Origin of the sequence: Brevibacillus centrosporus, from assembly GCF_003710815.1 — a bacterium.
Classification (GTDB): Bacteria; Bacillota; Bacilli; order Brevibacillales; family Brevibacillaceae; genus Brevibacillus; species Brevibacillus centrosporus.
Window position 1 is genome coordinate 191049 of record NZ_RHHP01000002.1, and the last position, 22482, is coordinate 213530.

Here is a 22482-nt window from a genome sequence, read left to right on the forward strand (position 1 = left end):
GCAGAGAAATCATCAAGAGCACGTGAAGTACAGCTTGCAGCAAGCAACCGTCAGCAATCCTTCTTCACGCGTCATCCTTCTGGGACCAGAGGACTGCGCTCCCTTGTGCGAAGGTGGCGTAGAGCACTACCTCATCAGCAATTACACAGAGAGTGCTTCTTCCTTTGAAGCTATTTATCAGCACAAATCCACGAATCCCTATATCTACAGCCTTTTTAACTTTCTGCGTTGGTTCATCTTGAAGGATTTCATGAAACAGCACAATCTGTCACAGTGCTGTGTTCTAGACTCCGATGTGCTCTTATACGCCTCCATTGACTCTCCCCGCTTTCATTCTTTTTCTATGGAATTTTCTTGGACGTCCTTTTGTTCCCTCGACAGGCTAGATTCCTTTTGCAGTTATGTGATGAAGCAGTTCCAAAATCCCACGCTTTATTCCCGGACGGTGTACTACGCTGAAAGACTCGGGCATGGTCTCTTATCCGACATGGTGCTTTGCGATCTCTTTCATCTCGACCATCCGAAACTCCCCAAGTGCTTCGGCCTGTTTTCCGACTGCTTTTTTGATCACAACGTGAACTGCCCCCTGCCGAGCTACCTTTTTCAGTTAGAGCAATTGGACGGCAAAAAGAAAGTGTACCTTCAAAGCAATCAGCTCTATTGCAAAAAGATCGAGTCAGGTGATTTCATCCGTGTCTGCTCCCTGCACTTCCAAGGACTTGCAAAGCCCTATATGAAGCACTTTGTGTCCCCCGGCTTCTCCGCTGTCTCTTCTCCTTCTCATTTTGATTACCAGACCTCTCGATGGGTCCCTTGCAGTCTATAAGTACCTCTGGAATCAAATTTCCAAATAGGGGCCAATGCGGCGAGGGTGACCACCTTCAACGGGTCCATAAGAAGGAGGATGGTATGCTTGTTCTGGCGTTTGTTCCTCGAAACCGCTGGCAGCAAGTAATTCACGGCGGATAAAAAAGGCATTGACGCCGCGTGTATCCGTTCCGATAAGCGCGTAGCCAAGCTGCTTGCCAAGCCCAGCCAGGGAAGTCAGACTTGCTCCAAAATGTGTCGTCCCATCCCAAGAAAAGTTTGGATCGTAGACCACAACCATTTTTTGCGGGGGAGGAAAGGACGCATTGTATTCAATCACGACGACACGTGGCTTCCATTCAGATAAGGCTTGCCAGACCCAATAGTCGTTTCCGTCAATGTCGATGGAGAGGAAATCAAACGATGTTGGAATGTGGTTCGCACGGAAAATGGAAGCAATATTCTCCCTCGATACCCGCTCGTGGTGAAGGGTGACACGTAAGATGTGACCAAAGTTCACTGCCAGCTGCTGGAAGTGCTGCGGATCTGCTTCAATCATCAAGCCGGACCATCCGTGATGAACGAGGAGATTGTGGGTCAGGCACTCCAGTCCCACTGAGACTCCAAACTCTACAAAGATTTGGTTAGTCGTCCCGATTCGGGAAAACAGCTCTTCAATCATTCCGTCTTCCCCGTTCTGCGAATAGACTTGTTTTTCGTAGAAAGAAAGGGTATCCATCCCATTTCACTCCCTGTGGTTGAAATTTATCTCTACTCTTTCACGGATATCTTATGTCTCCATCCGAAAAAAGCTTGGTCTTTCCAGCCTCAGGGAGAAAAATAGGCCCTTCTATGATCCTGTTTAACGGAAATGTCCCTTTAAAGGCTGCCGCCGTTGCTTTCTTCTCTTTTAGTACATATGCTAACAAGAAATTTTTGTCTGCATGTATTTCAGCATCGACAGAGGAGCTGATGCGGTTGAGCATCCCTGTGATTTTTATTCATCGCGCAGATGAAGAACACCTCGGGTTGTGCATGCAGCAAGCCAAGGCAAGCAACCCGCAGTCACGTGTCATTCTCATCGGAACCCGCGAAAATCGAAAACATACCCCAGATGGGACAGAGCATCACCTGATTGACGATTACTCCCAAAGCGCCAAGGGCTTCGCCAGCTTCTACCGCCACCTTTCTCCCAATAACTTCGCCTACAATCTTTTTTGTTTCCAGCGGTGGTTTATTTTGCGAGACTTCATGAAGGTAAATCAGCTGCAGAAGATCCTTTATCTCGATTCAGATGTGCTTTTGTACTGCGACATCAACAAGCCTGAATACGAGAGGCTTGCCTTGGAATTTTCTTGGACAACTGTTTGCAATCTTCCTACATTGGATCGTTATTGCGCCTATCTCACCGCTCATTTCAGGGAGACCCAGCTGCAGCACAAGCTGCTTGACTATTGCCGCTCCATTGGAAACACGCCTCTCTCCGACATGGTCACTTGCATTCATTTTCGGAATTATTACCTACGGATGGCCAGTACCTATGGCGTGTTCGGTGACTCATTCTTCGATCATAATCTGAGTTGCCCGCTCGCTCCCCCTTGCGAACAAATAGAACTCTTGGATGGGAAGAAAAAGATTTATTGGAAGAACGGAGCCCTGCTTGGCAAGCTTTCCGAAAAAGATGGGTTCCTCAAGGTAAACTCTCTGCATTTTCAAGGAGCAACCAAGCATTACATCCCCTCTTTTCTCCCAAGCAATCTGCCCTCCCACGATGAGCTCCACTACTTTAATTACGCCACATGCCAATGGCTCTTGGCTAACTCGAAAGATTAGCCATTCAAAATCTATGGGAGGCAACTGCCGTGACGTCCTCTCGTACTGGCTCATATCCATACTATGTTAAGCTTTTTGTCATCCGCAGACGATCTTTGCTCCTGTAGGAGGTTTTCTCCCATGAAGGCTCTGATTACCGGAATAAGCGGGTTTGCTGGAAGTCACCTGGCAGAGTATCTCCTATCGCGTGGAGATGTCGACGTGATCGGAACCTTTCGTTCGCCTGGTCGTTTGGAGTCACTCGGCGCACTACAGCAGAACGTGCAGCTCTTGAAATGCGAGCTGACAGACGCTGAATCCGTGAATCGCCTCATTTCGCAGACGCAGCCGGATCTGATTTTCCACCTCGCAGCCCAGAGCTTTGTCCCTACTTCTTTGCACGCACCTGCAGAGACTCTCGTGAACAACCTGGTAGGTCAACTGAACATACTCGAGGCTGTCCGTCACTTGGAGGTGGACTGCAAGATTCAGATTGCATGCTCCAGTGAGGAGTACGGAAAGGTTCATCCAAACGAGTCCCCGATCAAGGAAAACAATCCTTTTCGCCCTCTCAATCCGTACGCAGTCAGCAAAATAGCCCAAGATTACCTCGGCTATCAATACCACCAAAGCTACGGGCTGAACATCGTACGGACGCGTGCCTTCCATCACACAGGTCCGCGCCGGGAAGAATGCTATGTGACCTCCAATTTCGCCAAGCAAATCGCTTTGATTGAAGAAGGCTTGCGACCGCCCCATGTCTATGTCGGAAATCTTTCGGCCGTCCGCGATTTTACAGATGTACGCGATATTGTCCGGGCGTACTGGCTTTCCCTCGAATCGGGAATGCCCGGAGAAGTCTACAACATCTCTTCTGGCACGAGCATCACGATCGGGGAAATGCTGCAAACCTTGCTGTCCAAAGCCAATGTTCATGTAGATATTCACATCGATGCCAAACGGCTTCGTCCTTCTGATGTAGATGTCGTTCTCGGGGATTCTTCCCTGTTCCGTTCTGTTACAGGCTGGGCTCCAGCAATCTCGTTCGAGCAGTCGATGGAGGATCTGCTGAATTACTGGCGTGGGATCATTCGGCAGCAAAAATCTGCGGGAGGTGATTGTTGAAGATGAATCAGTCTTTGCCGCTCGTCAGTATCATCACGCCTTCGTTCAACCAAGCCAGCTTTATCAAGCAGACCATCGACAGCATTTTGATGCAGGATTATCCCCACATCGAGCATATCGTAGTAGACGGTGGCTCGAAGGACGGAACGGTCGCTATTTTGCAGCAATACAGTCATTTGGGTGAACGTTTTCGATATGTCTCCGAGCCTGATCGCGGTCAGTCTCACGCCATCAACAAGGGGCTGAAAATGGCACGCGGCGAAATTATCGGCTGGCTCAATTCAGATGATACGTACTTTCCCGGGGCCGTCACAAAAGCCGTAACAGCGCTCCTCGCTCATCCCGATTGGGGCGTCGTATACGGGAAGGGGATGCACATCGACGAGAACAATAAAATGAAATATCCCTATGTATGGATGGAATTCGATCGAAAAAAGCTGTTTCATCTCAACCTCATCTGCCAGCCCACAGCCTTTCTCAGGAAGCGCGCATTTGAAAGTGTAGGCGGAGTAGACGAGGAACATGATTGGTGCATGGATTACGATTTATGGAACCGGATCTCACTGCATTATCCGATCGGATGGGTGCCGGAATTTTTGGCCAACTCCCGGTTGTATGCCGCCTGCAAAACCATTGTCAATGAGCTGGAACCGGGTTTTTCCGAAATTTTAAAAACAAGTGTCAAGCATTTCGGAACGGTCTCAAATGAATGGCTCTACCACTACACCACTCATCACTACCATAAAGGGGCTCACTGGTTCTTAAGTAAGCTCAAGCACTACCATGCCTTTGGCAAAGGCCCGCAGCTGGTCACTTCCAATCGCTATGCGGACCGATGGGCTCCACAGCACCTGCGTCTGTCGATACAGATTCCTCCCATTCTGCCAATGCAGGTACTGGTTATGAAAGGACGCAGCACCATGGTGGAGCTTCCCTTGCATTTTCACGTCATGGTAAATGGCGCCCTCGTACACAACTTCACAGTGACACAGCCCCTTTTCGACGTCGCGATTCCCCTTCATTCCCGCGGTCCCAGCTGTAATGTGAGCATTATTTGCAACCGCCAGACACTGCTCTCCCAACCGGACGGAAGCTCTCGATCGGTCAGCTATCACGCCTTGGAGATCCTCCCTCTCTCCGCAGAAGAATACGCCTTTTACCAGGAATTCACCAAAGGGCCTGCCCACATTCAGAACTGGGTCAATAATCGCAAACCAACCCCCTTACACTACTGACATTCGGAAAGGAAGGTGGATACCATGCTGAATCTGGCGGAAAAGCGAATCGTCGTCACGGGTGGAGCTGGTTTTTTAGGAAGGCATGTTGTGGAAAAGCTGCATCGCACATCCTGTGAGCACATCTTTATTCCCAGGAGCCGTGATTACGATTTGCGGAAGGAACATGACATTCAATGCATGCTGCAAGACTTTCGCCCGGATATTATCATCCATTTAGCCGCAGTGGTTGGTGGAATCGGAGCGAACCAAAAAAATCCCGGGAAGTACTTCTACGACAATCTGATCATGGGAACACAGCTTATCGAACAATCGCGGCTGTTTGGCGTCGAAAAATTCGTGGCCATCGGTACGATCTGCTCCTATCCCAAATTCACGCCTGTCCCCTTTCGCGAAACGCATCTGTGGGACGGTTATCCGGAAGAAACGAATGCTCCCTACGGATTGGCCAAAAAGATGATGCTCGTCCAATCACAGGCCTACCGCGAGCAGTACGGCTTCAATTCCATTTTTTTGCTTCCGGTCAATTTGTACGGACCCTGGGACAATTTTGACCTGGAAACCTCTCATGTCATCCCGGCGATCATCCGAAAATGCGTGGAAGCTGCGCAAAATCGAGAAAAATCGATCGTTCTTTGGGGAACAGGAGAGGTAACCCGTGAGTTTATCTACGTCGAAGATGCCGCAGAAGCGATCGTAGCTGCCACTCGCTCCTACAATCAGTCCGAACCGGTCAATATCGGATCCGGCGAGGAGGTGTCGATCCGGGAGCTGGCGGAGGTCATCAAATCTTTAACCGGCTATCAGGGCGACATCGTCTGGGATTCGAGCAAACCGGACGGCCAGCCTCGAAGGCTTTTGGACGTCAGCAAAGCAAAGAAACACTTTGGCTTTGAAGCGAAAACCTCCTTGCTTGCGGGCATTACGCGAACCATCGATTGGTATCGCAACCATATTCAGCAGGAAAAGGGGGGGTCAGATTGAGGATTGGCATCAATCTGCTGTCTGTCATCCCTGGCAAGATCGGCGGCATGGAGCAATACGTGCGAAATTTGCTCTCCTACTCCATGAATGCTGGAGATGGCAAGACGTGGTTTCTCTTTCTCACCAACCATAATTTCCATACCTTCGATTCGCAGAGCAACGTCCATAAAATCATGATTCCGGAGAATGCGAACGCGCATCAGCTCTTCCACCACTGGATACGCACTCTGAAGCTTGATCTGTGGTTTTGTCCGTTGCTGGTGCTCAACCCGGCAGATGTCACGATCCCGAGCGTTATCAACATCCCGGATATCCAACACGAATACTACCCGCAATTTTTTGAGAATCATGCCTTGCGATGGAGACTGGAAAACTACAAATCCTCTGCTTTACGCAGCAGCGCTGTCCTGACCCTCTCCGAATTTTCCAGGCAAACCATCCTCCAAAAATACGGGCTTCCTGCGCACAAAGTACATGCTATTCACTTGGATGCATCCAAAGAGTTTTCCTTGCCTTTTGACGAGAGCCTCAACCAGCACGTGATTCAAAAATATCAGCTGACTCCAGGCTACGGCTTTTTCCCCGCCAACACCTGGCACCACAAAAACCACCTGAATTTGCTGAAGGCGCTCGTCATTCTGCGGCAAAAGTACGACCTGCGTATCCCGATGGTCTTCACTGGCTTCGCTCAGGAAGCCAATCAATCCGTCGTCAACTTCATTTCCCAAAACCAGCTGTGGGATCAGATCAAATGGCTGAATTATGTTCCACAGGGGGAGATGCCTTACTTGTACAGGAACGCGGGCTTCCTGTGCTTCCCTTCTCTTTTCGAAGGCTTCGGCATTCCGCTGGTTGAAGCCATGCGCTCGCAAATCCCCATCACAAGCTCCAATTGCGGCAGTATCCCTGAGGTAGCAGGTGACGCTTCACTCTTGTTCGACCCGACCATGCCCGAGGACATTGCCGTGAAGCTGGCGGCTATTTTGCTTCCTGACATCAGAGACGATCTCATCGCCAAAGGAATCAATCAGGCAAAGAGATTTTCTTGGGAGAAATGCGCCCGAGAGACTCTCGCCGTCTTTCGTTCCGTCGTTCGAAAATAAACGTTGAAAGGAGGGGATCTGCCATGTCACGGATGAAAGAAATTGTGCAAGCGTGGAGATCAGAGATGAAGATACCTTACGCACTGACTGAACAGGAGACTTGGGACTTCTGGATGCACGAGATGCCCACCGTGCAGTTGAAGGTATCCACGATTCAGTTTTACGCCAAAGGCTACAACATCCACAGTTTTATCGAAACGGGGACATTCAAGGGAGACATGGTCGAGTGGATGAAGCACAATTTTCACAAGATTACATCGGTTGAGCTGGACCCGCAGCTGTATCAGGCTGCAAAAAACCGCTTTGTCGCCGATCCCCACATCACCATTCTTCATGGGGACAGCGCCCGTGTATTGCCGAGTATTTTGGAATCCGTTACGGAGCCATGCCTGTTTTGGCTAGACGGGCACTACATTCCGCTGTCTCTGGAGTCAGCACGAGGAGACGTCGATACCCCCATCCTCCAAGAGCTAGAAGCCATCCTGCAGCATACTGTCGACAATCATGTCATCCTCATCGATGATGCCCGTTGCTTTATCGGTCCGAATTCCTTACTGAAGGATTATCCGACCATTGCGCAGCTGGAGGAATTTGTTCACCAGCTGCGGCCCGACATGTCGTTTTTCGTTCAAAACGATATCATCCGCATTTGCAAACCTGTAGAAGGAGCGACAAGCTCGTTGAAAAAAGTAGAATTCCTCCTGCCATTTGATGAAAAGTCTTTTACCGTGTATGGAAGTGAATCAGATGAAAGTGTCCTTCACTTTATTGGGACGGAAAAGGGCTACTATGAGCACTATGTGATTTCTCCCCTGAAAAACGTCATCCAGCCTGATTTCATATGCCTGGACATCGGCGCCAACATCGGGACCATCTCACTCGCCTTCAGTTACTTGGCGAACCAAGGCAAAGTGTACGCCTTTGAGCCATCTCACATCAATTATCCCTATTTGGTGAAGAACATCGCGGAGAATCAAGTCAAAAACATCGAGCCTCTTCACCTTGGGGTATTCGACCGGAATGGAACCATCCACTTTCACGAGGAATCCCGTGGAGGAGGCTGGTCCTTTATTCCCCCAGATGAAAAAGTGGCTGCGCAATCCAACCAGAAAGTCAATTGCGTGCGCCTGGATGACTGGGTGGATCAAAACCTAATTCCGCGTGTAGACCTGATCAAGCTTGATGTGGAGGGGTCGGAATATACCGTCCTAGAAAGCGGATTGAACACGATCCGAAAATGGAACCCCGATCTGATTATCGAGTTTAACCTGGATAGCATTCGGGAAAATTTCAACCGGCATCCGCTCGTACTGTACGTCCTCTTGGAAAAACTGTTTTCTCACATCTACATTTTGAAGAGAGACGACACGGTCGTGAAAATCAACAACTACAATCAGCTGCTCGATGAAATGAAGCCTTTCCACACCGATTTGTTTTGCACAAACAAAACCTTCCTCGTTTGATGTCGCTTGCACCTTTGATCCAGCATGGCTCCCTTACAGCCATGCTTTTTGGTGTTCAAAAATGCTCTCCGAAATGAAAAGCCGGCGAAGAGTGTCCTCTTCTACCGGCTTATATCCCGTTTGATCATGTTACGGATCCCGTCTGTGAGCGTTGTGTGTGGGGACCAGCCCAGCTGCTCCAGCGGAAGCGTATTTGCTTGTGACAGCATGATTTCATGCGTGGCATAAGGGAGCGCACCGAAGCGCAGTATTGTTTTGGATGCAGTCAGACTGTGAACCAGCCGAACGAAATCACGAACGGAAGTCGCCACACCGGTTCCGACCTCATACTCCAGAAACGGCACCTCAGAATCTCCCGCACGGCTCAGGACCGTTAGAAATGCCGACACCACATCATCAATATAAATGAAATCACGCTTTTGCTCGCCAAGCGTCAGTGCAAGCTCGCCTTCCTGCTGAAGACAACTGCGAATGACAAACGGAACAAATTTGTTTGCGCTGTCCATAGGCCCATACACATGCTCCAAACGCAGGCTGCGAAATCGGAGGGTTGGCGAGGAGCTTGCCAGCAGGCTTCCCCACTCGAGAAACTGCCTCTTGGTGAGATTGTAGCCAGACAGATGGGAGGAGAGCACAGATGGCACCCTTGAGAAGGTATCCGTATTGAGAAAAAAGGGAACACCGCGCCGGATGGCAAACTCGAGCAGCTGCAAGGGAAAGGTGACGTTTGATTGCACCAGCTCCACCAAGCTCTCACCCTGACGGCCATAGCTTGTTGCTGCATGGATGATAGCCTCTATCCTCCCGCACGCTTCGAGCTGCTCCACCCAGTCTGCGTGGTCCACATCAAAGGCGCACAGCTGCGGCAAAATATCGGAAATCCGCGTGCAATCTGAGTAGCTTCTCTTCAGGATCGCAACTTTGTGACCGTCCCCGAGGAGCCCCCTGGCAAGATGACTCCCCAAGAAACCGGTCGCCCCCGTCATGAGCACGAACATGTCTTTACACCCAGTTTAGATCAATGTTATGAATCTGCTGCTCTGCCATAAGCTTTCGAAAATTGGCTGCGATCGGCCTTAGATGCTCAATCAGCCATTCGTGATTTTCCACGACGATTTTCTCGATCCGTTTGTGCTGGCCTTTGGCTACCATCTTCTCCAGCAATTCAAATTCGGCACCTTCAATATCGATTTTGACCAGCTTGATCTCGCGATTCAAGCTGTCGATAAATTGGGTCAGGTCAATGATTTCTGCAACAACGAACTGGCTTGTGTCGGTGACGGGATGCTGTGCCAGGATGGAAGATGCATAGGCAGACCCCACTGGATCCAGCTGATAATGCTGGTGCAAATACAAGCGCAGCTGGTAATTCTCATGCCACACGCCCTTGTTGATGCATATGACATTGGGATAGCCCTTGAATCGATTCCAAAGGGCCTGGTACACAAACGGATTGGGTTCAAAGGCAAAGACGAACGCGCCTTTATCCGCCAGCCGCTGCGTCACTTCCCCCACGTTTGCCCCACAGTCAATGGCGATATCTCCTGGACGGATGGAAGCAAACAATTCCTCGCTGTTTTCATTCAACACTGCTGCGCTACCCCCTCGTTGGTCCCGTCTACTTTACGGTTCGTGACTCCATTCAGCCTTGCCTGATCTCCACAGCTCTTCCAAGTAATTTTTGTCCCGCAGCGTGTCCATCGGATGCCAGAAGCCGGTATGCTTGTAGGCCATCAGCTGTGACGTGCGCGCAAGGGCTTCCAGCGGCTCTTTCTCCAAAACGGTGTCGTTACCTGAAATGTAATCAAACACGCCGGGCTCCATCACAAAGAAGCCGGCATTGATCCAGCCTCCATCCCCTTTTGGCTTTTCGCGAAAGCCCGAGACCGCACCATTCTCCGTCAGATCAAGCGCCCCAAACCTTCCTGGAGGCTGCGTCGAGGTGATCGTCGCCAGCTTTTTATGCGCTCGGTGGAACTCAACCAGTTTCGCGATATCTACGTTGGAGACTCCATCCCCGTAAGTGAGCATGAACGGCTCGTTCCCGATATACTTTTGGATTTGTTTGACCCTGCCTCCTGTTGCCGTATCCTTCCCCGTATCGATCAAGGTCACTTTCCACGGATCCGTCTTGTGCTGGTGATAGTGAACCTGGTTGTCATTGCGAAAATCGAATGTCACATCGGAGTGATGCAGAAAGTAATGGGCAAAGTACTCTTTAATCATGTACCCTTTGTACCCGAGGCAAATAATGAAGTCATTGTAGCCGTACCGCGAGTAGTGGGACATGATGTGACAAATGATCGGCATCTCTCCGATCTCGATCAGGGGTTTAGGCCTGATGTGCGTTTCCTCTCCGATTCTCGTGCCATACCCTCCAGCAAGTATGACTACCTTCATTCAGCTTTTCCCCCCTTCCTTGAACTTTTTGGCTGCTCGGTTTCCCCTTGCATGAACTGTTCAATCTGGGAGAGACAAACCGCCCGCATATCTTCTCCGCGCAGGTATGCCTGATTCCATTCCACGATTTTGTCCAGCGCCTGTTCGAGTGACCACAGCGGCTTCCACCCCAGCAGGCTTTTCGCTAGCGAGCAATCAAGCTTCAAATAATGGGCTTCATGCCAAGTAGTGTCCGTGGCCCGCTCGTAGCCGGGATTTTCTCCCCAGCTTGCCAGCAGCTTTTCAACCATCCACTCAACCGGCTTGGCATCGCCATCCTCAGGGCCGAAGTTCCAGCTCTGCGCGAAGGAAACGCCTTCCTTCCACATGCTTTGGGCAAGCATCAGGTACCCTCTCAGCGGCTCCAGCACATGCTGCCAGGGGCGGACTGCACCGGGGTTGCGGATCTTGATTTTCCGCCCTTCTCCGATCGCCCGAATACAATCAGGAATTAGCCGGTCCTGTGCCCAATCCCCGCCTCCGATGACATTTCCCGCACGAGCTGATGCGAGTGCCACCCCGTGATTTGCGTAAGTGGCGGCAGAAAAAAAAGAATGACGGTAGCTCATCGTCACCAATTCGCTGCACGCTTTGCTATTCGAATAGGGGTCGTAGCCTCCGAGGCGGTCAATCTCCCGGTACCCCCAGTTCCACTCTTTGTTCTCATAGCATTTATCCGTCGTTACATTAATCACGGCCCGTATGGGAATGCCGCTGTCGACTGCTTGGCGCACTGCCTCCAGAACGTGAACGGTTCCCAGTACGTTGACTGCATACGTTTCTACCGGAGAAAGGTAGGAAAATCGCACAAGTGGCTGAGCCGCCATGTGGATGACGATATCCGGCCTCGCCAGGAAGAGAGCTTCCTGTACCTGTTCCTTTGAGCGTACATCGCCGATGATGGAATGCACGAGCTTGTCGATACCGGTAGACTCAAACAGATTGGGCGTCGTTGGAGGCGCCAATGAAAATCCGGTTACATTCGCTCCCAGCTCGTGAAGCCACAAGCAGAGCCAGGAGCCTTTAAACCCCGTGTGCCCTGTGATCAACACCCTTTTGTTTCTCCAAAAGCCCTTGTCAATCATGAGCATCACGTTTCGTTTGGCAAGGTTTGGCAATCTGATCCGTGATTTCCTCCCAAGACATCCCCAACCGGACGATATCTTCCTCAATGAGCTGGCTTCCCATCTGCACTTCGATGAACTCCAAATCTTTCAGCGCCCGGATGGAGTGCTTGGCCCCCACGGGTATTTCCAAAACATCGCCAGGACCGACGTGCCGAAGCTGATCATCGAGAATAAACTCGCCCTCTCCAGTGACGACCATCCATACCTCGCTGCGCTTGTTGTGGTATTGGTAGCTCAGATTTTTCCCCGCGTGGATGTGCAGCCGTTTCGTGAGCACCTCTCCCTTTTCTTCCGTTTTTTGGAAATGAAGAACATGATACCAGCCCCATCGCTTTTCTTCGTACATCGGCCTGTGATTCCAGTCCGTGGCGATATCTTTGACCAAGTGACTTTTCTCTTTTGCGGCTACTAGTATCCCGTCCGGACTGGCTGCGACGACTGTGTTCGCAAGTCCGATCGCTACGACGGGTATGTCCAGCTCACTTAATACATGAGTGTTGGAGCTGCTTTCAATCAGATGCACCCGCCCGACCGATTCCACGTTCATCTCTTCGGTCAGCGTGTTCCAGGTGCCCAGGTCCTTCCAATCTCCGTAATAGGGGACGACGACTACCTTTTCTGCTCTTTCTACGATCTCGTAATCAAAACTGATTTTCGGCAGCTGTCCGTATTGCTGCACGAGCGTGTGATAATCCGTTGGCCACTTTTTGCTAGCAAGCTCCCGAATCAGATAGCCTAGCCGGAAAGCAAATACCCCGCAATTCCACAATGCCCCCCTTGCGAGTAACGCTTTTGCCTGTTCTGTTGCCGGTTTTTCTTTGAAAGACTGCACCTCGTAATAGAGCAGACTGTCTTTGCTCTCTTCCTTGATGTTGCGAGGGACAATATAGCCGTATTTGGTAGAAGGGTAGGTAGGCGTCACTCCGATTAGAGCCAGATCTGCTTCTGATAGGCGTAGGACCGACTCCAGCTCCTTCATTTTTTCCATGAAGGGCAGCTCTACGTACGCATCCACCGGCATGATGGTAACTACCTCTTCCAGTCCGACACCTTCGCACGTATGCAAATAGGATGCAGCCAAAGCAATGGCAGGGAACGTATCGCGCTTCTGTGGCTCGATGATCAGCGGGACTTCTTCTCCAAGCTGGCTGTGAATCAAATCGATATGCGCGCTTCCAGAGGAAATGTACACCGGCTGCTGCCAATTTGTTTCTGCCAGCTGCCTCCAGACGCGCTGGACCATGGCTTCTTGTTCCCCCAAGGGATTGTGGAGCACTTTTAGAAACTGTTTGGATCTGACATCATTGGAGAGCGGCCACAGTCTTTTTCCTGAACCACCCGATAGCAATATCAGTTTCACTCAGGCCACCTCAGTCCATTAATCTCGTTGCTTGACTCATCATATGCGTATCGTGAAATGGATGCTCTACTGTCCCATGAAAATGGTCGATTCACTAGGGTAGGGAAGATAGCTGCCCACAGCAAAAAGCCCGGCGCAAACAGCACCAGGCTCCTTTCCCTATGCGTGTACGGGCTGCCATTTCGCCCTCTGATAATCAAAGTAAAAGGAACCTGCCTGCGCGAGGGCGGGAGAGTAAAAGAATTTCATATAATGCTTCATGATCGTCCCCTGAAAATGCAAGGTATAGAGCTTGTGATCACGCATTGACTGGCTGTCTTTGCAATAGAGGGCGCCATTTTTCAAATAGACTTTCTTTTTCCCGTCCAGACTCTCCGTCAAATACGACTGCTGTATGTTTCCGTCAAAGAAGGCGTCGGGAAACAGACCGTGCGTCAATCGATATCCCGCAAATTGCCTCAGATACATCACACTCAGCACCATGTCTGTGATCAGGGGCATGCCGTCCCTGACGTGATCCTTGCTTCTATGGGCAAACGAGACCACTTGCCCAAACAGTCCCAAGTCTTCGAAGTGGCTTGTGACAAAAGCGCAAAACCGATCGAGCCGCTGTATATCAACGAAATTGGTCCAGACAAATTCCATAAAAAACGATTCAAATTGGGGTTGATTTACGTCCGTGTACAGCATCACATCGGAATCAAGATAGCAGCATTTCTGGATATTGTGACTCTTCATGAAATCGCGCAAAATAAACCATCTTTGAAAACAAAACAGATTGTATTCAAAGGGCATGTAATGAATATGCTTGTATACTTTCGCAAAATGCGCAGCGGTCTCCATGTAATCGTCCATCCTCACATGGATGACCCCATTTTGTGCGAACTGCTGATTCAACGGCTTTCCCAGCAAAAAAATGGGTGAGTTTGGATTGCTCCATTTTGCCTGCGCCAGAGCATAGGCAAGATACTCGTCATCCCCCCGATGGATGAAAACAATGGGTAAAGACATTTGATTACGCCTCCTGCCTCTCTCCTAATTCCCTGCATTACTCTATGTCTTTTGCAAGCAAGGAGAACCGGACAATTGCCAGCATGCAGAAGAGGTTTTCTCGCATTTACATAAATGGGGACAAAAATAATATTTCTATCCCGTTTCCATGAAAACACCTTGTACATATGGTATAGAGCAACAAATTCACAGCAATACCAGCATGGCCGAAAATAAAGGAGGAAGCAGGAAATTGGGAAGGCACTGGACCAATGAGGAAATTCTCCAAGAGATCAAAAAACGCGCCTGGTATCATAAAATTCAGCTACGACCAGGCATCGTGACTCCAGGTATTGAGCAGCTAGTCGATTTGTGGAACATGACCCGCCAATCCAGGGGTCATATCTCCTATGCGGGTAAACGTGTTTTGGACCTCGCCAGCTTTGACGGCATGTGGTCTTTTGAAGCAGAAAAGCTCGGGGCAAGCCTGGTCGTAGCGACAGATTGCCTGCATCTTCTGTATTCCAACTTCGAATTCTGCAAAAACATCTTGCAGAGCAAGGTTGTACCTTTTTACAACATCACTCCCTACAAGCTTTGGGAAGGGCTGCAGGTCCTCCTGATGGATGACGTCACCGTTCCCTTGCCGTTTCCGAAGCAAATTTATTACAACAAATTTGATGTCGTGCAGCACCTTGGGCTACTCTATCACCTTCGTGACCCGATGTGGACTTTGTCCCAGAGCAGAAGCGTCTTGAAAACAGGCGGGCATTTACTCCTGGAGACAGCCTGCATCCTGGATATGAATCAATCCATGATGGTGTACAACGGCCCTCCCGGTAAACAAAATCGGCTTTACTCGGACATCACCACTTGGTTGCTGCCAACCGTTCCTTGTTTGATGGAAATGCTGCGTGGCACCATGTTTGAGCCTATTCCCGAATCGATCCGCACCATCCCGTCCGGATCGCTTGGCGGCTATGAAGGCGGGCGGATCAGTCTGGTAGCACGAGCCATTCCAGCCAGTGAAATGGACCGAGAAGCCTATGCCGAGCTCCTCCGAATTTACCGCAACCCTGGATTGGTCCCTGATTATTTGTAGCTGCAAATAGAAAAAAGGTGCACACAGCTGTTGAAGGCTTGTGTACCTTTTTATCATGCTTGCCTCACGGAGAGCTGGAAAATCGGGCGGCCACCCTGATGCAGAAAGGAGCCCTTGTACATAATCTGTAGGTAGCACGTTTTTGTTCGTGTTGACTTCACGCAAGGGAGTGTTCCAGTTGTCTCTACCACAGCTGCCTTTAGTGAGCGTAATTACGCCCTCCTATAATCAAGGAAAGTTCATCCGCGAAACGATAGATAGCATATTGAAACAGGACTATCCAAACATCGAACACATTGTCATAGACGGAGGCTCGACTGATCAGACCCTTTCCATCCTGCAGGAATATGCGCAAAAAGACCCACGCTTTCGATTCATCTCGGAGCCGGACAACGGACAGTCTCATGCCATCAACAAAGGCCTGGCATTGGCAAAGGGACAGATCATCGGCTGGCTCAACTCCGATGATACGTATTTGCCAGGTGCGATCCGAAAAGCTGTCCATGCATTCCAGCAGCAGCCCGCATGGGGCATGCTTCATGGGCGAGGTCAGGTTGTCGATGAGTCCGGTACAGCTTACAGTGCCTATCCCTCTGAAAAAGCAGATGCCAAGTCCTTGTACCAGTCCTGCGTCATCTGTCAGCCAACTGCTTTCATTCGCACCCATGTTTTTCGTCAAATGGGTGGCGTCGATGAAAGACTTCAATTTTGCATGGACTATGACCTGTGGATGCGAATTGCCAAGGCTTATCCAATCGGTTTCATCCCCGAGTTTTTGGCAAGCGCACGCATACACGGTGCCTGCAAATCAGCTACGCAATGGCATTCGGTCGGGGTACCAGAAGTATTGAAATCTCTCGCCAAAAATTACTCTTCGATCCCACCTGGCTGGGTGTCCTACGTCCCCCAATATCGGGGCATGGGCGTCGTCGATTTGCTGAGACAGCTCAAAACGCTCCGTTCCAACTCATCAAAGATTACGGGCATGAATCGGTACAGAGATCTTTGGGCCCCTCCGATCCTGCGCATCACGATGGAGTCTGACCCTGCGGCCCCAGCCCAGTTTTTGCTGCTAAAAGGCAAGATCCCGGGTGTTCCCATGCAGCTGCCGAAGCCTTTTACGCTGACTGCGTTGGTAAACGGAATGCTGGTAAAGAGCTTCACGGTCACGAAAGCCCTCTTTGCCCTGGAAATCCCGCTCGATCCACGAAGTCTGACTCATCGGATCGATATTTCTTCCACCAGCACGAGCGTCCCTGCCATGCCTCAGATCGATAACATGCGCGTAGGCGGTTATTTGGCCGAAGATGTGCTCCCGCTCAGTCACGAAGAAGCCATCGTGTATCGCGCGTTTCGCAACTGATCGTTAGCTCATGTACATCTTGGTTTCAATCACGGCTGCCGCTCCTGCGATCGCCAGCAGGAGAAGAAGCGGATAGGCAGCCGGTACATACAAGTACAGCCCCACCACTACCAGTGCCACCCAAATACCTACGCACCAATAGCAGCTGAGCAGCCGTCCGATCCAGCTGCGAATTTTGCCCCCTTTAAAGTAAATCTGTCGCAGGAGCTGACCGGATGCATCTGTCTCATAGGTGACCGTAAAAAAGGGATTCCGAAGAAACGCCGTGATTTCGTCGAAGACTATCAAATGGGTCAGACGAAAACTAGCCAGCACCAGTATGGTCAGGTCAATCCATGAAAGGTCGAACACAGGCTTCTTTCCTCCCTTTCCAATATTTTTCACTTTTCATCTATCACAGCACTTTGTTAACATTGGTCAGGACAAACCAGAGAAAGGCGTGATGACATGAATCGCCACGTAACGAAGATTGCAGCTATCCTTTCCCTGTCCGTCTCCTTCACCATGATCGGACAAACAGCTGATGCAAAAACCACGTTTACTCCTCTAAAAAAGGGTATGAACAACTCCAGAGTCCTTGAAGTGGAAAAAATGCTGGATGCTTTGAAGTTTGACTACAAGCTCAAAGTGGACAAGATTTACAACGTCAATACTGTTTACAATGTTAAGAAGTTTCAGAAGAAGTACAAGCTGAAGCAAACAGGCATCGTAAACCTCGCAACGTACAACAAATTGAAGCAAGTGTACAATGCTTCGAAAAAACCGGCGACGAAGCCGGAAACCAAACCGACCAATCCCACGAAGCCAAGTGATCAAGCAACAACTGCTACACTGAAACTTGGCTCTACCGGTGAACGAGTCAAAGATTTGCAAAAAATGCTGGCTGCACTTGGCTACAAAGTCACGGCTACCGGTACTTACGACGACTCTACCCGCTTCGCTGTCATGCTGTTCCAATCTCGAAACAAGCAAACATTGACTGGCGAAGCTGATTCGAAGACGTATAGCGAAATCTCCAAGCAATTTAAAAATATCAAACCAGGTACGACAACACCTACGACACCGCCGTCTCAGAACAATGGCTCCTCGCAAAATCCAGGAACGGGTCAAAATCCAAGTGCCCAAGTTCCATTGCCATCTGAATTGACTGCAGACGAAAAAGAAATGGTGCAGCTCGTCAATCAAGAACGCGTGAGTAAAGGGCTGACTCCTTATCAGGTCGACATGCAGCTGACGAAGGTCGCACGCGTAAAAGCACAGGAAATGGTAGACAAAGGCTATTTCAGCCACACGTCTCCTACGTACGGCTCGCCATTTCAAATGATGGAATCTTTCGGCATTAACTATATGGCCGCAGCTGAAAACATTGCGCAGAACCAAACCGTAAGCGGTGCTCATCAAATGTTCATGAATTCTTCGGGACATAAAGCCAACATCATGAGCAGCTCCTACGACTATGTCGGGATCGCCGTAGTCAATGGCGGACCGTACGGGAAAACGTTTGTACAAATGTTCTTGAAAAAATAAGATACGAGGATGAACCCATCATTTCACGAGGAAATGGTGGGTTTTTCTTTTAGAACGAAATGGCGATCCGATTATTGGCAGAAAAATTTACTTCCTGATTGTTGCAAAGGACGACTCCTTCGACCGTGACACCCTTTCCGGAAGGCTGCTTCAAAAAGGAGATTTGGAAATTTTGGAAGGCTTCCGTCGCTTTCGGCTCGATCAGGACCGGCTGAATCGGTGCGATCCAGTATTCCCCGCGTTCCTGCGCTTGCGCAAACCAGTCATCGTTCAAATACCTCCATCCGCTTAAGCCCGAAGCTCCTTGAACGGCCATCGTTTCCACGAACTTCGGAGGAAGTATCTGACCACCCATTTTGATCGAATCAGCAGGAGTCACGCGCAAGCACACAATCGGGTTGTAGAGATCCGCTGTCCCTGTATTTTTGACTTGCAGGGTCCCGATCAGCAAAAAGGGTCTGTCTTCGGAATCGGAGTGGATCAACGTGTAGTCAAAGTAAACTTCTGCCTCCAGGGTCTGGGCTGTCTGCATCGATTCGGGAATCGGATGATGAACGGTCGGTTCCGCTAAGACCAGAGATGTCTCGCCCCTATTGGTTTCCTCTATCGGTGCTTGATTTACCGGGAAGTCTTGTTCTTCTACAGCGGATGATTCCTCCACTTTAGCTTGGTTTTTTGCTTCGACTTGGTTTTCCGCTTCCGTCAGGTTTGCTTCCGCTTCTGAGCTCTGCTGCGACTCTTCCGTGACCTCATCCAGCACCGGCTCATCCTCGGGTTCGTGTATCGTCAGAATCAGCTCATCTTCTCCCAGTTCCTGAAGTTCCTGAAGCTCCTGAGGCTCCTGCACCTCGTCGAGTTCCTGCATTTCATCCCCATCGAGCTTGTCGTCGTCATCTGACTCCTCGTGACTTACTCCTGACGCATCCCGTTCATCGCTGTCCTGCGGATCCTCCACGCCTTCGCCTGCATTTACCTGATCGGATTCGCCTTCTCCTTGCAACGATTGACCGAACATCACGCTGTCAAAGAACACTTTTAACAGATTTGGCGGCAAATACGCAAAAGGTTGAATATGCAAATCTTCCTGAAAGTAATTCAAAATACCAGATGCTAGGTAAAAAGCAAGCTTTTCTGCATAGGTCTTCCGCTTGTAGATTTCCGTAAACTGAGGGATCTGCAGCTGCAAATGGACGGCGGCATTCCCAGATTTAGCCGCTTTGTTCGCTCGAATCAGGCAAGGCATCCCTGTCTGCTTTAATTCCGACTGCAAGGATTTGACCAGCTCTCTGCGATCCTCCTGCTGAAAGAGGAGAATTCTCGGCTTTTCCAGCAAACGCATCTCTTTTACACTTACGCGAATGGCAACGTCAGCATTCGCAGCAGCTGCACTGTTTTTTGGCCCAAATACAACCTCCATTCGATATTCGGAAACGAAGCGCTGGACCTTTTCCACGATTTCCTTTTCATAGGCATTCTCCGTGGAAGCAGGTCCTGTATACAGAACGCATACCTTTCCTTTTAACCCTGAATCCAGATCGACTCTTTTGTTTTTAGGGTCCCACTTAAGCTGAAAACCATTCTGTTTACAAAACAATCGAAAAGCAGGCAGTGCCGTATATGGCATCGTTCCCCCACGCTGCCCGCCGTAATATACCTCGACGTCCATCCTTGTCACTCCTTCACAGCACTAACGGTATCCGCGATATTGTATGAATGCCCATCGCCATGAGTGAACATCTCCCTCTATGATTTTGGGCCTCCTGGCGTTCCCCCTACAGCAAAGCGGCATACCATGGCTTATGAGAAAGGAGTGGTCCTATGTCCATACACCAAAAGCCGCTGGTTTCCATTATCATTCCCGTGAAAAACGAGGGGGACAACGTGCGCTCTACCATCGTGTCCCTTTTCAATAGCAGAACCAGCTTTCCTTATGAGGTCATCGTGGTCGATGATGCTTCCACCGATCACTGCTGTCACTTTCTTTCCCAGCAGCCGAAATCACCGCAAATCACCCTGATTACCACCGAAGGAATCGGCGCAGCCGCAGCTCGTAATCTGGGAGCCGAGCGTGCGAGAGGGAGCTACTTCATTTTTTGCGATGCCCATCTGACGTTTGAAAACTTTTGGATTGACCGATTGATGGAGATGGTTCTTGCGAAAAAGGCAGATGGGGTGGCACCAGGTATTGCTTCCATGACGGAGCCGCACAAAATAGGATATGGGCAAAATCTGGATCAGCGTCTGGGGATTACGTGGAATCCCAATCCTCAAAAGCCGATTCCAGTTGCCATCTTGCCTGGGGGATGTTTTCTCGTATCGAAAGAAGTCTTTCAAAAAGTAGGCGGCTTTGATCGAGGGTTTCGTGTTTGGGGATTTGAGGATATCGAATTTTCCATCAAGATGTGGCTTTTCGGCTACACCTGCATGGTCCAGCCTTCTGTAAAAATTCTCCATCTGTTCCGACAGACACATCCTTATTCAGTTGTGCATGAGCATGTCTACTACAACATGCTTCGGATGGCGTACAGCCACTTCAGTGAGCCGCGTGTGGAGGCGACGAAAAAGCTCATTCTCTACGCAAAAGCGTCTGAAATCGATGACGATGTTCTGACTCATGGGGCAGCCGCACAGCGCATGCGCTACTTCGCCCAACGGAAATACGACGACAGCTGGTTCTTTAAACAATTCAACATTCCATTTTAATCAGTTGATTTACCTAAAAATAGGCATTCGTTGACAAGCAAATTTCCCATTGCCCACATAGTATGTAACTGCAAAGCAAATCCCCTAGGAAAGGAAGGATTCATACGGTGAATCATGTGAAGCCCATTAAGGGTCGCCAGCTCCCTACACCGACGCCTACCGCCACTCCGCCGATCTCCAACAACCTGCAGCCAGAGTGCATTCGCGTCAACAAAGTGTATGACTGGGTCGTTCTTGCCAACAGCTACCGTAACAAGATTGCCCTTCCCGACGATTGTCGAGCTCTGGTAGACGCAGCTATTCGTGCCGGTCAAGAGATCACCATCTCCTGCATCGAGCCAGTCGTACCAGGTCCTTCTTGCAATGTCGTAAGCATTCGTCGCGAAAACATTGTAGTTGGTGGTACTTCTGTTCGCGTTGGGGTCGTTCGCTTCGTATTTGGTGCGACTGTTGTCGTGCGCGTTTTTGCCGACAGCACGCCTCTGTGCGAATTTACGACAACCGTTCAGTTCGACCAGGAAGTCGTCTTGTGCCTGCCTGAACCGCTCGATGAAAGCAACATCGTTTGCCGCATCAGCGCAATCGAGTGCAACCCAATCGGCAATGTCCTCCTGGGTGGCATGGTGCAACTCGACGTCATTGTGTGCGTAGAAATCCAGGTGGAAGCGGAAGTCAAACTCGAAGTGCTGGCGAAATTCTGCTCGCCTCGTCCAAACAACATTCCTGTTCCATCGCCAACACCTTCCTTCCGTTGCCCACCAATTGTATTCCCGCCACAATGCCCGCCAATCTTCCCAGTGGCGAACTGCGATTGCCAAGCGTCCGTCAACGCACTTGTACCAAATGTCTCCGTATCTCTCGGTATTCCGCTTACGCTTGCAGTCGGTACGATTCAGCTCATCGCCGATATCTGCCCAGTCTGCGATCCTTCCAGCAGCTCGTTTACCTTTAATTTCTTTGATAATGTCCTGCCTGATGTACTGCCTGGCGACCAAAGCTTCAGCTTCTCGCCTACGTCCATCAGCTCGCCGACCTGCATTACCGTCCTGCCTGGTCTCGCAATTTTGACAGGACTCACTGTTACCGGTACAGGGGTACGCACCTTCACATCCAGCGGTGTGCAAGAGACGATGACCTATTCGCTGACCGTTGCCGAAACTGGACTCGGACTGCCAGACGTCATCATCCTGACACTGACCGATGTGAATGGTATCCTCGTGTTCTCTGCAACTGTCACGGTCGTTCCAGACGAACAATTGCTGGTTGCCGATTGCGTAACCTTCGGCGATATCGTCATCACTACCCCGTAAGCTATTCCTCTTCAGACAACTTTCCTTCCATA

The 22482-nt window shown here is 50.1% G+C and carries 20 protein-coding genes; 11 read left to right on the forward strand and 9 right to left on the reverse strand.

Annotated features, from left to right (window positions below):
* Positions 1-838 precede the first annotated feature (838 nt).
* Positions 839-1546 (reverse strand): FkbM family methyltransferase, encoded by a 708-nt coding sequence (locus EDM55_RS04175; RefSeq protein ID WP_122959678.1) that lies wholly within the window; start codon positions 1544-1546, stop codon positions 839-841.
* Positions 1547-1779: 233 nt separating this feature from the next.
* On the opposite strand from EDM55_RS04175, the gene EDM55_RS04180 reads away from it, so the two are divergent.
* The 6 genes from EDM55_RS04180 to EDM55_RS04205 all read left to right on the forward strand — a co-directional run bounded on the left by EDM55_RS04180 (position 1780) and on the right by EDM55_RS04205 (position 8529).
* Complete coding sequence (locus tag EDM55_RS04180; RefSeq protein WP_122959712.1) at positions 1780-2640, forward strand: hypothetical protein; 861 nt, start codon at positions 1780-1782, stop codon at positions 2638-2640.
* A 120-nt stretch (positions 2641-2760) separates the two neighbouring features.
* Positions 2761-3744 (forward strand): GDP-mannose 4,6-dehydratase, encoded by a 984-nt coding sequence (locus tag EDM55_RS04185; RefSeq protein WP_122959679.1) that lies wholly within the window; start codon positions 2761-2763, stop codon positions 3742-3744.
* A 2-nt stretch (positions 3745-3746) separates the two neighbouring features.
* Positions 3747-4979, forward strand: a complete 1233-nt coding sequence (locus tag EDM55_RS04190; protein ID WP_122959680.1) for a glycosyltransferase family 2 protein — start codon at positions 3747-3749, stop codon at positions 4977-4979.
* A 24-nt stretch (positions 4980-5003) separates the two neighbouring features.
* On the forward strand, positions 5004-5963 hold the full coding sequence (locus tag EDM55_RS04195) for a GDP-L-fucose synthase family protein (RefSeq protein ID WP_246071140.1): 960 nt from the start codon (positions 5004-5006) through the stop codon (positions 5961-5963).
* Positions 5960-7066 (forward strand): glycosyltransferase family 4 protein, encoded by a 1107-nt coding sequence (locus EDM55_RS04200; protein ID WP_122959681.1) that lies wholly within the window; start codon positions 5960-5962, stop codon positions 7064-7066. Before EDM55_RS04195 ends, EDM55_RS04200 begins: the two co-directional genes overlap by 4 nt.
* A 23-nt stretch (positions 7067-7089) precedes the next feature.
* On the forward strand, positions 7090-8529 hold the full coding sequence (locus EDM55_RS04205; protein WP_122959682.1) for an FkbM family methyltransferase: 1440 nt from the start codon (positions 7090-7092) through the stop codon (positions 8527-8529).
* A gap of 101 nt (positions 8530-8630) precedes the next feature.
* On the opposite strand, the gene EDM55_RS04210 is transcribed toward EDM55_RS04205, so the two are convergent.
* The 6 genes from EDM55_RS04210 to EDM55_RS04235 form a co-directional block, all read right to left on the reverse strand.
* A complete protein-coding gene (locus EDM55_RS04210) occupies positions 8631-9527 on the reverse strand; it encodes an NAD-dependent epimerase/dehydratase family protein (RefSeq protein WP_122959683.1) in 897 nt (298 codons plus the stop codon).
* A gap of 4 nt (positions 9528-9531) precedes the next feature.
* Positions 9532-10119 (reverse strand): FkbM family methyltransferase, encoded by a 588-nt coding sequence (locus EDM55_RS04215; RefSeq protein WP_122959684.1) that lies wholly within the window; start codon positions 10117-10119, stop codon positions 9532-9534.
* 33 nt (positions 10120-10152) lie between these two features.
* Positions 10153-10929 carry a glucose-1-phosphate cytidylyltransferase gene (gene rfbF, locus EDM55_RS04220; protein ID WP_122959685.1) on the reverse strand — a complete coding sequence of 259 codons (777 nt, stop codon included), beginning with the start codon at positions 10927-10929 and terminating at the stop codon, positions 10153-10155.
* Positions 10926-12053: a CDP-glucose 4,6-dehydratase gene (gene rfbG / locus EDM55_RS04225; protein WP_092274351.1), complete on the reverse strand. Its 1128-nt coding sequence runs from the start codon at positions 12051-12053 to the stop codon at positions 10926-10928. The genes rfbF and rfbG overlap by 4 nt, the downstream gene beginning before the upstream one ends.
* Positions 12046-13455, reverse strand: coding sequence for a sugar phosphate nucleotidyltransferase (locus tag EDM55_RS04230; RefSeq protein WP_092274065.1), 1410 nt, complete (start codon positions 13453-13455; stop codon positions 12046-12048). Before EDM55_RS04230 ends, rfbG begins: the two co-directional genes overlap by 8 nt.
* A gap of 159 nt (positions 13456-13614) precedes the next feature.
* Positions 13615-14466 (reverse strand): hypothetical protein, encoded by an 852-nt coding sequence (locus EDM55_RS04235; protein WP_092274068.1) that lies wholly within the window; start codon positions 14464-14466, stop codon positions 13615-13617.
* 232 nt (positions 14467-14698) lie between these two features.
* Between EDM55_RS04235 and EDM55_RS04240 the strand changes: the two genes are divergently transcribed.
* Together EDM55_RS04240 and EDM55_RS04245 are read left to right on the forward strand one after the other, a co-directional pair.
* On the forward strand, positions 14699-15547 hold the full coding sequence (locus EDM55_RS04240; protein WP_122959686.1) for a DUF1698 domain-containing protein: 849 nt from the start codon (positions 14699-14701) through the stop codon (positions 15545-15547).
* A 169-nt stretch (positions 15548-15716) separates the two neighbouring features.
* Positions 15717-16910: a glycosyltransferase family 2 protein gene (locus EDM55_RS04245; RefSeq protein ID WP_246071141.1), complete on the forward strand. Its 1194-nt coding sequence runs from the start codon at positions 15717-15719 to the stop codon at positions 16908-16910.
* A 3-nt stretch (positions 16911-16913) separates the two neighbouring features.
* Here EDM55_RS04245 and EDM55_RS04250 read toward each other — a convergent pair whose 3' ends face one another.
* On the reverse strand, positions 16914-17261 hold the full coding sequence (locus EDM55_RS04250; protein WP_092274077.1) for a DUF1360 domain-containing protein: 348 nt from the start codon (positions 17259-17261) through the stop codon (positions 16914-16916).
* A gap of 96 nt (positions 17262-17357) precedes the next feature.
* On the opposite strand from EDM55_RS04250, the gene EDM55_RS04255 reads away from it, so the two are divergent.
* Positions 17358-18437 carry a peptidoglycan-binding protein gene (locus EDM55_RS04255; RefSeq protein WP_092274079.1) on the forward strand — a complete coding sequence of 360 codons (1080 nt, stop codon included), beginning with the start codon at positions 17358-17360 and terminating at the stop codon, positions 18435-18437.
* Between the two features lie 49 nt (positions 18438-18486).
* Here EDM55_RS04255 and EDM55_RS04260 read toward each other — a convergent pair whose 3' ends face one another.
* Complete coding sequence (locus tag EDM55_RS04260) at positions 18487-20103, reverse strand: hypothetical protein (RefSeq protein WP_092274082.1); 1617 nt, start codon at positions 20101-20103, stop codon at positions 18487-18489.
* Positions 20104-20255: 152 nt separating this feature from the next.
* Between EDM55_RS04260 and EDM55_RS04265 the strand changes: the two genes are divergently transcribed.
* Positions 20256-21140 (forward strand): glycosyltransferase family 2 protein, encoded by an 885-nt coding sequence (locus EDM55_RS04265; RefSeq protein WP_122959687.1) that lies wholly within the window; start codon positions 20256-20258, stop codon positions 21138-21140.
* 107 nt (positions 21141-21247) lie between these two features.
* Entirely contained in the window at positions 21248-22450 is a 1203-nt protein-coding gene (locus EDM55_RS04270) for a BMQ_0737 family morphogenetic spore coat protein (RefSeq protein WP_122959688.1), read from the forward strand.
* The last annotated feature ends 32 nt before the right edge of the window (positions 22451-22482 follow it).